The sequence below is a fragment of the Rhodococcus sp. AW25M09 genome (assembly GCF_000333955.1).
In the GTDB taxonomy this organism is placed as follows: Bacteria; Actinomycetota; Actinomycetes; order Mycobacteriales; family Mycobacteriaceae; genus Rhodococcoides.
Window position 1 is genome coordinate 38,063 of the sequence record NZ_CAPS01000026.1, and the last position, 13,538, is coordinate 51,600.

The window sequence follows — 13,538 nt, forward strand, 5'->3', positions numbered from 1 at the left end:
ATCACCGGGCTCCGACAAGTTCGGGAGAAGACCGGCGTGTTCGACGCCTGACCTGGGCAACAGCCATCACCGTCACGGCCCGGACGAGCCCGGCGGACAGTCGATCGGAATCGAGAGTGTCGAGGTCGATATCCGTCGAATCTGCTTGCTGATATCTCGAGAAGCCCACGTTCGACGGTAGGGCTGGCCATACCCTCGAACCGTGGGTTCACAGTGGGGACAGGCCGATTACACCCCACCTAGGCTGATCCGCATGAACAAGTCACTACCGATTCCCCTGAATCCGCTCAGGGCCTGGATATCGCCGAACTGGTGGCTGGCGGTGGCGTCGTTGCTGGCGTCGACGCTGGCCGGGCTCGGCGGCTGGATGATCCTGGGACTGCTGGTACTTGCGGTGTGCGCATTACCCTTTGCGCTCAGCGGAGTCCTGGTTTTTCTGCTGACGATAGTGGCACTCCGGTGGATGGACATCGCAGCTCGCGCCGGAGTCGGGTTCACCAGTGGGGTATCGATCGCCGGCCCCACGTCGACCGTCTACCCCACGAGTTGGCGCAAATTCGTCTGGTGCATCCGCGACATCGGCTTGTGGAAATCACTGTGCTACTGGATTCTTCGCATCCCTGTCTCGGCCGCACTGCTGTTCCTGCTGCCCTCGCTCTTTCTCGTACTGCCTGTTCTCGCGGTGGCGCCGTTGGCCTGGATGGTGACCAACCCGGTCGGCAACAACCTCGAGATCGGGGATCGGGTGGGATTTCCGCTCATTGTGTCGGTCGGTGTTGCTGCGCTGGCGACTTTCGTTGCGGGGTTGCCGCTGCTGGTGACTGCCCTGGCGAGACTCGACTGGTGGAGTGCGGCAGCACTCCTCGGTCAGTCGCCGTCCAGCAAGCGAGTGGATGAGTTGACGACGAGCCGGGCCCGCGTCGTCGACGCTGCGGATGCCGAGCGTCGACGCATCGAGCGTGATCTGCACGACGGCGCACAGCAGCGCTTGGTATCGGTGGCCATGTCTCTGGGACAAGCGAAGTCGCGCGTCTCGGCGAACGACGACGCAGTGTTGCAGGAACTGCTCGAGGATGCCCACCGGGAGGCCAAGAACGCCATCGGTGAGATACGCACCCTCACTCGCGGTCTGCATCCGCCGATCCTCACCGACCGCGGACTCGACGCCGCACTGTCCTCGGTCGCGGCGCTCTGTGCAGTGCCGGTGACCATCGAGATCGATCCGGCGTTGGCCGGAGAGCAGCGCCTGAACGCCACCGTCGAATCGACCGTCTACTTCGTCGTCTCGGAGGCCCTGACCAACGTGAGCAAACACGCGAATGCCGGCCATGTCCGGGTCGACGTCACGAGAGGTGATTCCGCAGTGCGAGTAACGGTGCTCGACGACGGAAGCGGAGGTGCGCAGGTGGCTCCGCACGGGGGCCTGGCAGGTCTCGAAGACAGGCTCAGCGGAATCGACGGCACCCTGTCGGTCACCTCACCGACCGGCGGTCCGACGCAATTGGAGGTGAGCATCCCATGCGAGTGATCATTGCCGACGATTCGGTTCTGTTGCGAGAGGGCGTCGCTCGACTGCTGAACGACTCAGGAGCCGACGTGATCGACAAGGTGGGCGACGCATCGCAACTACTCGCGTCGATGTCGGCCGCCGATCCACTGCCCGACGTGTGTGTGATCGATGTACGCATGCCGCCGACGTTCCTGGACGAAGGTCTACGCGCAGCGTTGGTCATTCGTCAACGATGGCCGGATGTAGGAGTTCTCGTGCTGTCGCAATACGTGGAGGAGCGGTACGCGGCAGAGCTGATCCGGCAGAGCACGGACGGCGTCGGCTACCTGTTGAAGGACCGTGTTGCCGATGTGGACGAGTTCGCCGATGCCGTTCGCACTGTTGCGGGCGGTGGGACCGTCATCGATCCCGAGGTGGTTCAGCAGATCCTTGCTCGGGCGCCACGATCGGACCCGCTCGATTCGCTGACTCCGCGGGAGCGAGAAGTGTTGACGGCCATGGCCGAAGGCAAGTCCAACGCCGGAATTGCGGCCGCCTTGGTGGTCGGCCAGGCAGCTGTCGAGAAGCACATCGGAAACATTTTCGCCAAGCTCGGCCTACTCGGAGACACTGCTGATCATCGCCGAGTCATGGCCGTCCTACGATACCTGGGAGCAATCCAGTGACAAAAGCACTGTGGCGCAACACTGTTGCCATCTTGGTTGCGGTAGTGGTCGTCGGCATCGCCGGTGCCGCAACGGCAACTGCGATCGCGTATGCCTTCACCACGCCGAAGATGCAGTCCTTCGAGTACAGCGACGACACTGTCATCGCCGGGAAAAATCTGCGGCTCACCAGCAGGTTCGCTCACCTGGCGGTGTCGATGAGTCCCGACTCGGAGGTGCACCTACGCGCCGCTGGGTTCTACCGAGGAGATATTCCGACGGTGGACATCGCTGACGACGGATCGACGATCTCGGTGGAGTGTTCCTACCGAGAGAACGGCAGCTGCGATATCGGTGTCGAGGTTGAGATACCAGCGGGGTTGATGCTCGATATCGACGGGTCTGCGGGCGATGTCGTGCTCTCCGACGTGGACGCGCGGACTTCGGTGACGACCTCTGCGGGGTCGGTCATCGCACGTGGCTCGATCGGAACCCTGGACGTGGATACCAGATTCGGAGACGTCGACATCACCGATGCGGACTTGTCTGCGGCCGAGGTGAACACGACATTCGGTCAGGTCGTCCTGGACTCGCGTCTGCCACCGGACTCGGTACGGGTGCAGAACAGCATGGGAGACAGCAGGATCGAGCTTCCGGCTGCCGAATTCTACGACGTCGAGGCAAGATCGGAGAAGGGAGAGGTCGAGATCGACGTGGTCGACGACCCGAGCTCGCCGAGATCGGTGACCATCAACAGTGAAGAGGGCCAGATCTCGGTCGGCCGCCGATAGCCCGCGTCAGTGACTGCAGCTCAGTGACTGCGACGCCACGCGCTGAACGAGCGCACCGAGGAGGTGGTGGGGCGCTTCAGCCACGGCCACGGATGCAACTCGACCGGGGCTATGGCGTCGGCGATGCGGGAGAAACCGGGTACGGGTGCCCAGGTGGCGGCCAGGGATCTTCCGGACAGCTCGTCGGAGACTCGACCGCGACGCACCTCCAAGGGGCGGGTCGACGCGATCTCGCCGAGCGTCTCGGCGAGGAAGACCAGCCGTTTGCCGGACAGTCGCAGTTTTCGCAACAGTGGTTCGTCGAACACGAAGACGGCAGGTCGGTCGAGATCCGCGGCCAATGCGGGATCGGCAGTACCGAGAGACTCGGCCGTCAGCCAGACCTGTTCTGCACCTTCGCCTTCCATTCGGGCGGGTCCGGCCGGGACCGGAGCCTTGTTCAGATCGGGACCATCCACCGCGGGGCCGAGATCGTCGTCGGGCCAATTCTCGATGGGGCACGCATCTTTCAGAGCGCAGTTTCGGCACAATGATGGGGCCCGCTTGTTCACCTGCCATCGGCTGAAGCCGTAGACCTTGCCGCTCCCGGTACCGACGGTCCACTGCCAGCCGAGGCGGTTCGCGGCACGGGAGCCGTCGAGCAGGTGGGCGAACATCTCGTCCTCGCCGTCGCGCCACGTCGCTCCGGCGCGGACCGCCCACTGGGATGCGAGCCACATACGCGTTTGATTGACCAGCCAACCGTCGTCGTGCAATTCACCCACGACCGAGGACATGCAGTTCATCTCCTCGGTCCAGGGCTGCGCCGACCAGTTCTGCGGTCGCGGTTGTTCGCGGCGCAGGGATTGCCCCAGCTCCGTCCCGACCCGTGCGTAGAGATGGCGGGCGTACTCCTGCCACATCAGCTCGTCGCGATAGCGGGAACGGTCGCGCGGGGGAGCATCGGATACTGCGTCCCACACTTCACGTAGCGTCAGCAATCCGTGTCGGATGTACGGCGACATACGGCTTGCGCCTCGGCGATTCACCGGGAGAACGGTGCTGCGGTCGCGGGAGTATCCGGTGATGTCGAGCCCGGCCAGCGCAGCATCGGCGGCCGACTGTCCACCGCGGATACCACCAGCGGCGACACTGTCCGATCCTTCACGCGTCAGATCGCCCAGATGCTCCGCAACCCAGGCAGCAACGTCGTCGGTGGCAGCGCCGTCGGCGATGGACGGGGGAGCAGGTAGTTCGGGCATGCCGTCGGACTTCCCAGTCGGGTCGAAAGGGAAACGCGCGAGTCAGGGACGCGGCAGGCGACGATGCAGCGGATTCGAGGTGGTTCGAGTCGCGGTCCGACCCTGCTGCGGGATCGACGAGACCACGGCAGGCGCGTCGGCGGTGGCTCGAGCGGCGTCGTGCGCCTTCATGGCGGCGCTGTTTCCTCTCCCGAGAACGGGTGAGGAGATCTTTCGTGAGGCGGTCCCTCCACATTCCGGGCAGGGCACCTCGGAGGGTACGTCGGCCATGGAGAATCTCTGCTCGACGGGGGCGCATCGCTGTGCGCAACGAAAGCTGTAGGTGGGCACGGAGTCGAGGGTAGCGCGATCAGCAATGTTCCAGCACAACGTCATACAAGATTTACTCGCCAGAAGCTGCCGGATGCACCACAACGGTGCAATGATCAGGACAGGAGAATTCCGCGCAACCGGAGGTGCCCCGTGCCAGAACTGCTGTTTCCGCTCGACTCGACGAAGAGTTTCACCGAACAGGAGATCGTCGGTCATAACCGATGGCATCCTGACATCCCGGCGGCGGTCACGGTCAAACCCGGCACGTCCTTTCGAGCGCACTGTCGTGAATGGTTCGACGGGGCAATCCACAACGACGATTCGGCCGAAGATATTCTGAATGCGCCGCTCAACAACGTGCACACGTTGTCCGGGCCGTTCCACATCGAGGGAGCCGAGCCCGGTGACCTGTTGATCGTCGACATCCTCGACGTCGGACCGATCCCGCAGGAGGATTCGGGCCCGCTGGCCGGCCAGGGCTGGGGTTACACGGGAATCTTCGCCAAGCAGAACGGCGGCGGGTTTCTCACCGATCGATTCCCCGATGCGTACAAGGCCATCTGGGATTTCTCCGGCCAGACCACTACCTCTCGGCATGTGCCGCACGTGAAGTACACGGGCATCACCCACCCTGGCCTGATGGGAACTGCACCGTCAGCGCAACTGTTGGCCAAGTGGAATGCCCGTGAAGGTGCGCTGATCGCCACGGATCCGAACCGTGTTCCGCCTTTGGCCCTGGCACCCGAGCTCGACGGAGCAATTCTCGGAACTCTGCAGGGTGACGAGTTCTCGCGCGTCGCAGGTGAAGCCGCCCGAACTGCACCGCCCCGCGAGAACGGCGGCAACCAGGACATCAAGAACCTCACCAAGGGCACCCGCGTCTTCTATCCGGTGTTCGTACCGGGCGCAAAGTTGTCGTTCGGAGACCTGCACTTCTCGCAGGGAGACGGGGAGATCACATTCTGTGGTGCCATCGAAATGGGCGGCTTCATGGATCTGCACGTCGACCTCATCAAGGGCGGCATGGAGACGTACGGGGTGAGCGAGAACGCGATCTTCATGCCCGGCAACACTGCACCGCAGTACTCGGAATGGATTGCCTTCTCAGGTATTTCGGTGACGGTCGACGGTGAGCAGAAGTATCTGGACTCGGACCTGTCGTACCAGAACGCCTGCATGCACGCGATCGACTACCTCACCAAGTTCGGCTACAGCCCCGAGCAGGCGTACCTGCTGCTGGGGTCGGCTCCGATCGAAGGACGCCTGTCCGGTGTGGTGGACATCCCGAATTCCTGTGCCACCGTGTACATCCCCACGGCGATCTTCGACTTCCCGATAGCGCCATCGGCCAGCGGACCGTTCCAAATCGACCCGGGAATGGGAGCTCCTCGGGCGCAGTTCTGACTCATCTCTTCTGATATGTCGCAACTGTGGATGCTCGAGGACATGGAACCCTGGCCCGACGAGCCTGCCGTAGGCGCGGTGTTCACGCCCACGACATCCTGGGCGTCACCCGACACGATGGACCTGCCCGCCGAGGTGTGTAGCGATGTGCCCGCGCGAGTAGAGGCCGTCACGACCGGTGGTCGGACGGAGTGGGTGGCGCATCTCGGCGACGGCTTCACCACAATGATGTCCGACGGCAGCGTGGTCGGGGACGTGATGTTGCACGGCTGCCTGATGTGGGACAGGTATCTGTGGATGGACTTTCGGACGCGACCACAGGGCAGCCTCCGTGTCCTCGATCGCCCCGGTGTCCTTGCGCAACACCAGGTATTGACGCCGACACGGCACCCCGGCGCGTTCAGCGTGACTTACGACGGTGCGATGGATTATTACCAATGGGGTTCGATGCCTGGAGAATTCGGGATTCAATGGAAGGCGTCGGTGGTCGAGATTGTTCCGTCGGGTGGCTAGTGGCCCGCAGTGATGATCTGGTCGACGCGGACCGGCTGGGACTCGATGTCGTCGAGCGCGAGAACGTCCGCGACGGTCTCCGCGCTGCCTCCGAGATACGCGCACGGGAAATCGAAGTGCTGAGCCACACACCAGGCGTGGTCGGTAGGCCACCACAGATGTGGCGACAGTCCCGCGAGCGTGTCGGTTGCGCGCGCGACCGATCCCGTCAGTAGGAAATAGTTGTAACCGGCGATGGTCGCGGTCGGTGCTATGTCGCGAATGTCCTCGAGGGCGGTGTTGCCCTCCCAGACCGCGAAATAGCAATCGTCCGGTGTCGTCGTAGTACGAGTGAGGATTTCGAGGATGGCTGCCAGCTGATCGAGCCAGGGCGCAACTGTCTGTCGAGTGGTGCCATAGGGATAGACGACGCGGGCATAGGCGTCGAACACAGTGGGGACCAGTGAGCCCACCGTGGTGTTGGGAACTACCCCCAGCCTCTCGGTCACCCAGCGCGCTGCCGAGACGTCCTGCTGCAGATCGTCGTTCGACCATTCCGACGGATAGGTGCTCAATGCCATAGTTCTGACGCTACCGATACCGAGGGGGTGGCATGATCCATTTTTTGCACGCGAACATTTCTATCTATCCAACGGCGGGGTAGCCCCAGCTATCGAGCCACGTCACACCGAATTCGATGGCGCTATGAGTGGTGCCTGCGCCACAAGAACGCCAGCGCTGCAACGGTTGGGATCAGGAAAGCTGCGTACGGTGCCGCAACCGTCAACTGTTCGAGCGAGGACAATTCGGGACTCCAGCTGTTCGGATCGCGGCGGACCGAATCGCTGACGATGGTAACGAACGAACTCAGAATCATGAGCAGGTAGAACACCATCGTCAGAGTCAATCCAACGGTCGCATACCAACGGCCATGACGGAAACTGTCGGGTGAGGCGAGCTCGAAGCTTCCGCTGACGTAAAAGAAGGCTGCTGGAATGAGAATGACCAATCCGGCTGCCGTAGTGATGTTCCAGGTGGTCACGACTTCGCCGATGGCGTCATAACCGATACCCAGTGCGCCCGCAGCCAAGCTGATGCACCACCAGACGAGGGGAAGTGTTCCCGCCACGATCACCCAGCGGCGAATACCGCGCGTGCGATTCGGATGGGTCAGCATGCTTCCATTCTCTACCGATGTCGTTGCGTAAATTCCGGGTTCGGAGCTCGGCAGCGGACGTTCCAGCGTTGTCGTACGTGTGTTCGAAAGTCTGTCGGTGGGTCGCGATAGATTCTGTACATGCTTTCGGGGGACGGCGGATCAGGGGTGGACGGCATCGATACGGTGCCGCCTGTTCTCGAGGTGTCCGATCCCGAATTATCTGAACTGGTGCGTGCCGTGGAATTCGCCGCCGCGGGGTTGGCCGAACAAGCGTCGGTGGCGTGGTCGAATGCCGACCGGCGTGCAGTCATTCAGCGGATGGAAAAGCTGACCCGGTCCCTGACTGCGCACTCGTACACCTGGCTCAATGAACTGATCGCCCAACACGGGCTCGATGTGTACCCCGGCTCGGTACCGTCCTCGGTGGCGTGGATGCTGCGGATCACCCCACGTGCAGCAGGAGCTCGGGTGCGTCTGGCAGCGGAGCTGGGCGATCGCACCGCGTTCTCCGGCGAAGTGCTCCCGCCGCTGCTGCCGCACACCGCTACAGCGCTACGAGCGGGATTGCTCGACGCCAAGCATGTGCAGATGATCCGGGAGTTCTTTCGGCACCTGCCCTCGAGTGTTGACCCGCAGACCCGCGATCTGGCCGAAGAGCAGTTGGTGGGCTACGCCTCGACCACACGACCCGATGACTTCGCTCCGTTGGTGGCGCATCTGGATTCGATCTTGAACCCCGACGGCGACCACGACGACGACGACGACGATGACGACGACGGCAAGTCGAGACCGCGGAAACGGCGGGATGCGTACTTCTACCTCGGTGAGCAGGGTGCCGACGGTATGTCGGAAGGCAAGTTCTGCGTCGACCCCGAGCTGCGGGCCTACCTCGAAGCACTGTTTTCCAAGGCAGCGAAACCTGGGGTGAACAACCCTGCAGACCCGACATCGGTCGTTCACGACGACGAGACCGACATCGACGGCAAAGACGGGGACGACGCGGACGACGCGGACGACGGCGGGAGCGGCAGAACCACTTCGCCGAAGCCCGAGCCCACTGCCCGTGATGCCGGGTCCAGTGATGCGGGACTGTGGGATGGAACGGACGGCATCAGTGACGACGACTGCGGTGACTGTGGGTGTGACACACAGCGTGGTTGCACTACTGAGCCCGACGGCACCGACGATTCCGACGATGCCGGTTCCGACGACGCTGGTGCCGAAGACGCTGCTGAACCCAGCGGCCACTCCGGATCCGATACCGGCGCCGACGACCGACCGGACAGTGCAGCACCGGACAGTGCAGCACCGGACTCTGCGGTGCGGGACGCTGCTGCAGCTCGGGATCTGCGCACTCAGAACGAACGCCATCACGACGCCCTGAAACTGGCGTTGCGGCACACCCTGGCCTCCGGGACTCTCGGCACCCATCGCGGCCTGCCCGTCACCGCCATCGTCACCATGAGCCTGAAAGATCTGGAAGCCGGCTGCGGCTACGCCATGACCGCCACCGGATCACGCGTCTCCATCCGCGACGCCATCCGCATGGCCTCGCACGCCCATCACTACCTGACCATCTTCGACGACGACGGCAGAGCTCTGTACCTGGGCCGCTCCAAGCGCATCGCCTCCGCCGATCAACGCATCGTGCTCATCGCCCGAGACCGCGGCTGCAGCTTCCCCTCCTGCACCCGCCCCGCCACCTGGTGCCAGGCCCACCACGTCACCGACTGGACCGACGGCGGCCTCACCGACATAGATTCCCTGACCTTCGGCTGCGACATGCACCACGCACTCGTCGGCGACGGACCCGGCAAGTGGGCGACCACCAAAACCACAGCCGGACATCGATACCCGGGCCGCACTCTCTGGCACCCACCCACCGCAATGGACCCCAAGCGCCGCGGGCTGATCAACCACGCACACCACCCAGAAGAGGTCCTCTACCCGCCCGACCAGCACGAAGACCCCGGCGACGAGGAGCCGCGACAACCCGCATGACGGCCCACACCAGCATCAGGGCACAGCTCTGTCTGTTGGCGGCAGAACCCTCGGCTGTGGCTGCGTATGGTGGGCACATGATGGTTCTCGGGACCGGGACGGCAGCGTTGTCGCCGCCTGTGCACTTCGTGTGGAAGACGCTGATGCGACCGGACCTTCATCCACACAATCGTGGGTTTTCCTGGCCGGTGATGTTCGAGGATCAACCGGTGCCACGTGTCGTCGAGAGCAGCGAGTTCGACCGCGTCGTATGGAGTTCCCCGTGGTCAACAGTTCCGGACATCCTCCTGCAGTTCGATTTACGCCCCACAACAGATCTGCGTTGGACGCTGTCGGCGCACGCGCCCCTACCCAGTCTGCAGACTATCGAATGGTTGCGCGGGCAGGTCCGCCATCTGGTGAATGTCGATCTCAGGAACGCGCTCGGGCATTAGCGGACAGCACGCTATCGATTTCCGCCGCTGGGGCCGTATGTATAGCGCTTACCGACGACGAACCACAGGATCGGCCCGATGATCGGCAGAATCAACGCAACCACTATCCACGCCAGCTTGGCTATGAAGCCGGTACCCGGGTCGCGGACGATCGACACAACGGCCATAGCGAACAACGCGAGGGCAATCGCGCCACCAGCAGAGGTCATGCCTCAGACGATAGCTCAGTCAGCGCGGTCGACGAGTTCAGTCGAAATCAACGGCTCCCTGGCCTGGAATCCCCACCCAGTGCAGCAATATTCACGTCAGACGGCCACTGCATCACCGGGTCGTCGTGCCGAAACGCTTTGACCCCCTGCGCTATGACAAGAATCCGACCGGCGCGATCGACTGCGACATCAGGTCTGGTCGCGATGACGGGAACGGAGGTCAGGGGCATGAAAGTCTCGGCGTCGAAGACGGTCAACAGCCAGAATTGCTCGGTCTGCTCGTAGGACACCGGCCCAGGGAAAGGCCACCACGTTCTCGGCGATCTGCGGTCGGGAGGGTGTCCGATCGTCCAGGCAAACTTGCCCAGCTGGCCACCATGAAACTGGCTGCGGCCCAATGGTTCTTCCTCGTCGCCGATGGTGAGATTCGGTTCGACCGAAGCCATGTCGACGCCCCGGATCAAGCGCACTGGGTCTCCGGCGAGATACGGATTCCCATGGCCGCGAGGAAGCTGCGGAATGGCCGGCCCGATTGTCGACTCTCCGGTAGTCGACACCCTGACCAGTCGGACGACTGGTTCGCCACGCGGCTGAACGCATGCGATCCAGGTATCACGCTCCACAGCAATGGAATTGACATGTCCCCCGAGTGCGGCGACGTCCTTTGAATCCGACCCGGGCGCGTACACTCGCCAGGTCTCATCCCCGGTGCAGACCAGTAGAAATTCTCCGTTGACTGCCCCGACGTGCGCAGCCAAGGAATCGATCCGAATTGTCTCGTCACCGAGGGAAATCCAGAACATTCCGTTCTCGCCGCCGACCCAACACCCCTCGTTCGTGGCCCAGATCGATCGACTACCACCGATCTTTGCCGGCAGAACATGCTCGGCTGCAACACTTTCTGCGTCGATGCTGACGACCAGGGGTAGATCGGCGTCGAGAATCCAGGTGATGCCGCCGGCAGCGGCAACGCCACCCGGCACGATGCGGGGACGCGTCGGCAGTGCGGGAACGTCGTCGAGATCGAGATCGACCATGACGCTGTTCTCCTGATCGACGGTCACGCTGTGGTCCAGCGGCATCGGATCGTGACCGAAGAACTGCTCGACTTCTTGCACGTCGCGCATGCTGCGGTGGCCTGGGGCTATTTTCCACCCCTCCCCGGGGACGACCTGATATCGCTCCGACACCAACCGCGCGCGCGTGACGCGACCGCGGAATCTGCCCTCGGTGTCGTAGCCGAACTCGCCATAGAATCTTCCGGTCAATTCGACTCGATCCGTCCGGGGCTGGAATCCGCGCCACGACGCAACCCACCCGTCGCCCCGGAGCAGTCCGGTCCACTCCCAACGGCGAGGGGAGTTCTGACCGGCGTATTGCCAGATCGGGTCATGGCCGGAGGGCTCGAGACTCGCCTGGATGCTGACGACGTCCGGCTCGGTATCGGGAAACTCGACGAATCTGAGCGGGCCGGTCAGCAGAGAACCCACCCGCGGTGGGGCGATCTCACCGTCACCGATCACCGATGACGAAATATGCACGACGAGCGTGCGACGGTCGCTCATGCGCCTTTCAACGATGTCATGGACGGCAGGTTACCGAAATCGCCGCGACAATGCGGAGGGTTCGCGGCGATGGCCGCAGTGTGCGTGGCGAGCAAGATCGATAGGCTGGCCGTTCGAGGGGAAGGGAGCAGGAACCATGGACGGCAGTAATCCCACTGTGCCGCTTGCGTTCGATCTCGCATGGATGGCTGCGATCGTCCTGTGGCTTGGCCTGGTGGCGATTGCCTGGGTATCTATTCTTCGGAGCACCCACGCGCGTCGGGGATCCGCGTTCTGGTGGTGTCTGTTCGTCCTGCTCATGCCGATTTCCGGCGCACTGATCTGGTTCGTCGCGAAGCCACGAGATTCCGACCCTGATCAGCGGACGAGTTCGTAGCGGGCCAACCACAGCCCGGGCAGCACCTGCTGATTCTCGACGTGCACGAAGCCGAACGATTCGTACAGCCTGCGAGCCGGGGGATTGTCTCGTCCGGTGGCAACCTGCACGCGTTGTCCGACAAGCGATTTCAGCACTGCCTCGACCAATTCCCGCCCGATGCCTTGTCGGTGTGCCTGCGGTGCCACCACCAGACGGTCGATCTCCGACCCGGACCATGCTGCCGCACCGCGGATTTCGCCGTCCGCTCTCGCGACGAGCCAGTGAATCCGTGCACCGCACAGATCGTCCACCGACTCGTGCAGCAAGGGGATGCGGTCGTCCCCGATCAGCCTCGCTTCGACCGCATACGAGTTCTTCTGCAGCGCGAGAATCTGCTCGGCAAGGGCCCTGTCGTCGGACGGCTCGACACGAACGATCTCAATAGCGGCCACCTGCAGGGGCAGGCAGAGCATCGAGTGCGGCCAGGTGGTCCGGGCTCAAGGTCAGCGAGGCCGCGCCCGCGTTCTCGTCGAGCCGCGACGTGCGTCGGGTGCCCGGAATCGGAACCACGTGCTCGCCCTGCGCCAGAACCCAGGCCAGTGCCACCTGCGCCGGCGTCGCGCCGAGTTCGTCCGCGACTGCCGCTATACCGTCGACGATCACGAGATTGGCGTCGAGGTTGTCCTGACTGAAGCGTGGCAGTCGAGAACGGAAATCGGCAGCCGCGGGCGCGGTTCCGCGAAAGGTTCCGGTCAGGAAGCCGCGACCCAACGGCGAGAACGGTACGAACGCTGCGCCGTTGTCCTGGGTCCACTTCAGGGACGTGGCGAGGTGATCCCGCGTCCACAGGGACAACTCCGACTGGACCGCCGAAATCGGATGCACCTGCTGGGCACGATCGAGCTGCTCGACGGTGAACTCCGAGACCCCGAGTGCGCGAACCTTTCCGGACTGCACGGCCTCGGCCATCGCACCGATACTGTCCTCGACGGGGACCTCGGGATCCGGGCGATGCAGGTAGTAGAGATCGATGTGGTCGACGCCCAAGCGGAGCAGCGAATCGTCGATGGCCTGCCTGAGGTGATCGGGCTTACCATTGGGGCCCGAAATGACCGACTCCCCAGCGTCGCCGACGTGGGAGACGAGACCGCCCTTGGTCGCCAAAGTCACCTCGGCGCGGCGGCTGCCGATGGCTTTGCCGACGACCTCCTCGTTGGTGAACGGGCCGTACACATCTGCGGTGTCGATGAAATTCACGCCCAGGTCGAGGGCATGCCCGATGACGCGATCAGGACTCTCCGTCTGGTCGTCGGCCTTGTAGGCCCAGGTCATGCCCATGCACCCCAGGCCGATGGCACCTACCTCGGGGCCGTCGTTCCAGAGGGTGCGTGTCGGTGTATTCATATACCCGACGATAG

16 protein-coding genes are annotated in these 13,538 nt (G+C 63.4%); 8 read left to right on the forward strand and 8 right to left on the reverse strand.

Going from position 1 to position 13,538, the window contains the following annotated elements:
* Window positions 1-253 precede the first annotated feature (253 nt).
* Genes RHODMAR_RS04870 through RHODMAR_RS04880 form a run of 3 tightly spaced genes read left to right on the forward strand, consistent with a single transcriptional unit; the run spans window position 254 to window position 2,945 of the window.
* Complete coding sequence (locus RHODMAR_RS04870; RefSeq protein ID WP_051047790.1) at window positions 254-1,528, forward strand: sensor histidine kinase; 1,275 nt, start codon at window positions 254-256, stop codon at window positions 1,526-1,528.
* Entirely contained in the window at window positions 1,519-2,175 is a 657-nt protein-coding gene (locus RHODMAR_RS04875) for a response regulator transcription factor (RefSeq protein WP_008711896.1), read from the forward strand. The genes RHODMAR_RS04870 and RHODMAR_RS04875 overlap by 10 nt, the downstream gene beginning before the upstream one ends.
* Window positions 2,172-2,945 (forward strand): DUF4097 family beta strand repeat-containing protein, encoded by a 774-nt coding sequence (locus RHODMAR_RS04880; RefSeq protein WP_008711898.1) that lies wholly within the window; start codon window positions 2,172-2,174, stop codon window positions 2,943-2,945. Before RHODMAR_RS04875 ends, RHODMAR_RS04880 begins: the two co-directional genes overlap by 4 nt.
* Before the next feature lie 20 nt (window positions 2,946-2,965).
* Here the strand turns inward: RHODMAR_RS04880 and RHODMAR_RS04885 are convergent, their stop codons facing one another.
* Together RHODMAR_RS04885 and RHODMAR_RS29560 are read right to left on the reverse strand one after the other, a co-directional pair.
* Window positions 2,966-4,186 (reverse strand): FAD-binding domain-containing protein, encoded by a 1,221-nt coding sequence (locus RHODMAR_RS04885; RefSeq protein ID WP_008711900.1) that lies wholly within the window; start codon window positions 4,184-4,186, stop codon window positions 2,966-2,968.
* A 42-nt stretch (window positions 4,187-4,228) separates the two neighbouring features.
* A complete protein-coding gene (locus RHODMAR_RS29560; RefSeq protein WP_442970028.1) occupies window positions 4,229-4,726 on the reverse strand; it encodes an FmdB family zinc ribbon protein in 498 nt (165 codons plus the stop codon).
* Between RHODMAR_RS29560 and fmdA the strand changes: the two genes are divergently transcribed.
* Together fmdA and RHODMAR_RS04900 are read left to right on the forward strand one after the other, a co-directional pair.
* Window positions 4,649-5,902, forward strand: coding sequence for a formamidase (gene fmdA / locus RHODMAR_RS04895; protein ID WP_008711902.1), 1,254 nt, complete (start codon window positions 4,649-4,651; stop codon window positions 5,900-5,902). The genes RHODMAR_RS29560 and fmdA overlap by 78 nt on opposite strands.
* Before the next feature lie 15 nt (window positions 5,903-5,917).
* On the forward strand, window positions 5,918-6,415 hold the full coding sequence (locus tag RHODMAR_RS04900; protein ID WP_008711904.1) for a hypothetical protein: 498 nt from the start codon (window positions 5,918-5,920) through the stop codon (window positions 6,413-6,415).
* Here the strand turns inward: RHODMAR_RS04900 and RHODMAR_RS26870 are convergent.
* Entirely contained in the window at window positions 6,412-6,975 is a 564-nt protein-coding gene (locus tag RHODMAR_RS26870; protein WP_008711906.1) for a hypothetical protein, read from the reverse strand. The genes RHODMAR_RS04900 and RHODMAR_RS26870 overlap by 4 nt on opposite strands.
* Before the next feature lie 122 nt (window positions 6,976-7,097).
* Window positions 7,098-7,571, reverse strand: coding sequence for a hypothetical protein (locus RHODMAR_RS04910; protein ID WP_008711907.1), 474 nt, complete (start codon window positions 7,569-7,571; stop codon window positions 7,098-7,100).
* 120 nt (window positions 7,572-7,691) lie between these two features.
* On the opposite strand from RHODMAR_RS04910, the gene RHODMAR_RS26875 reads away from it, so the two are divergent.
* Both RHODMAR_RS26875 and RHODMAR_RS26880 read left to right on the forward strand, forming a co-directional pair.
* Entirely contained in the window at window positions 7,692-9,554 is a 1,863-nt protein-coding gene (locus tag RHODMAR_RS26875) for an HNH endonuclease signature motif containing protein (protein ID WP_008711910.1), read from the forward strand.
* Between the two features lie 77 nt (window positions 9,555-9,631).
* Window positions 9,632-9,988: a hypothetical protein gene (locus tag RHODMAR_RS26880; RefSeq protein WP_157225987.1), complete on the forward strand. Its 357-nt coding sequence runs from the start codon at window positions 9,632-9,634 to the stop codon at window positions 9,986-9,988.
* 11 nt (window positions 9,989-9,999) lie between these two features.
* On the opposite strand, the gene RHODMAR_RS04930 is transcribed toward RHODMAR_RS26880, so the two are convergent.
* Both RHODMAR_RS04930 and RHODMAR_RS04935 read right to left on the reverse strand, forming a co-directional pair.
* On the reverse strand, window positions 10,000-10,197 hold the full coding sequence (locus tag RHODMAR_RS04930; RefSeq protein ID WP_042938026.1) for a PLD nuclease N-terminal domain-containing protein: 198 nt from the start codon (window positions 10,195-10,197) through the stop codon (window positions 10,000-10,002).
* 47 nt (window positions 10,198-10,244) lie between these two features.
* Window positions 10,245-11,762 (reverse strand): hypothetical protein, encoded by a 1,518-nt coding sequence (locus RHODMAR_RS04935; protein ID WP_008711917.1) that lies wholly within the window; start codon window positions 11,760-11,762, stop codon window positions 10,245-10,247.
* A gap of 136 nt (window positions 11,763-11,898) precedes the next feature.
* Between RHODMAR_RS04935 and RHODMAR_RS28135 the strand changes: the two genes are divergently transcribed.
* Window positions 11,899-12,138, forward strand: coding sequence for a PLDc N-terminal domain-containing protein (locus RHODMAR_RS28135; RefSeq protein ID WP_042938027.1), 240 nt, complete (start codon window positions 11,899-11,901; stop codon window positions 12,136-12,138).
* On the opposite strand, the gene RHODMAR_RS26885 is transcribed toward RHODMAR_RS28135, so the two are convergent.
* A complete protein-coding gene (locus tag RHODMAR_RS26885) occupies window positions 12,120-12,572 on the reverse strand; it encodes a GNAT family N-acetyltransferase (RefSeq protein WP_051047795.1) in 453 nt (150 codons plus the stop codon). The two genes, RHODMAR_RS28135 and RHODMAR_RS26885, sit on opposite strands and share 19 nt — an antisense overlap.
* On the reverse strand, window positions 12,559-13,524 hold the full coding sequence (locus tag RHODMAR_RS04950; protein ID WP_008711919.1) for an aldo/keto reductase: 966 nt from the start codon (window positions 13,522-13,524) through the stop codon (window positions 12,559-12,561). The genes RHODMAR_RS26885 and RHODMAR_RS04950 overlap by 14 nt, the downstream gene beginning before the upstream one ends.
* Between the last annotated feature and the right edge of the window lie 14 nt (window positions 13,525-13,538).

Coding starts and splice junctions, on each gene's coding strand:
- RHODMAR_RS04870 (WP_051047790.1), top strand. CDS start 254: ATGAACAAGTCACTACCGATTCCCCTGAATCCGCTCAGGGCCTGGATA.
- RHODMAR_RS04875 (WP_008711896.1), top strand. CDS start 1,519: ATGCGAGTGATCATTGCCGACGATTCGGTTCTGTTGCGAGAGGGCGTC.
- RHODMAR_RS04885 (WP_008711900.1), bottom strand. CDS start 4,186: ATGCCCGAACTACCTGCTCCCCCGTCCATCGCCGACGGCGCTGCCACC.
- RHODMAR_RS29560 (WP_442970028.1), bottom strand. CDS start 4,726: ATGCCATCGGTTATGACCGACGATCTCCTGTTCGGTGAAACTCTTCGT.
- RHODMAR_RS04900 (WP_008711904.1), top strand. CDS start 5,918: ATGTCGCAACTGTGGATGCTCGAGGACATGGAACCCTGGCCCGACGAG.
- RHODMAR_RS26870 (WP_008711906.1), bottom strand. CDS start 6,975: ATGGCATTGAGCACCTATCCGTCGGAATGGTCGAACGACGATCTGCAG.
- RHODMAR_RS04910 (WP_008711907.1), bottom strand. CDS start 7,571: ATGCTGACCCATCCGAATCGCACGCGCGGTATTCGCCGCTGGGTGATC.
- RHODMAR_RS26875 (WP_008711910.1), top strand. CDS start 7,692: ATGCTTTCGGGGGACGGCGGATCAGGGGTGGACGGCATCGATACGGTG.
- RHODMAR_RS26880 (WP_157225987.1), top strand. CDS start 9,632: ATGATGGTTCTCGGGACCGGGACGGCAGCGTTGTCGCCGCCTGTGCAC.
- RHODMAR_RS04930 (WP_042938026.1), bottom strand. CDS start 10,197: ATGACCTCTGCTGGTGGCGCGATTGCCCTCGCGTTGTTCGCTATGGCC.
- RHODMAR_RS04935 (WP_008711917.1), bottom strand. CDS start 11,762: ATGAGCGACCGTCGCACGCTCGTCGTGCATATTTCGTCATCGGTGATC.
- RHODMAR_RS28135 (WP_042938027.1), top strand. CDS start 11,899: ATGGACGGCAGTAATCCCACTGTGCCGCTTGCGTTCGATCTCGCATGG.
- RHODMAR_RS04950 (WP_008711919.1), bottom strand. CDS start 13,524: ATGAATACACCGACACGCACCCTCTGGAACGACGGCCCCGAGGTAGGT.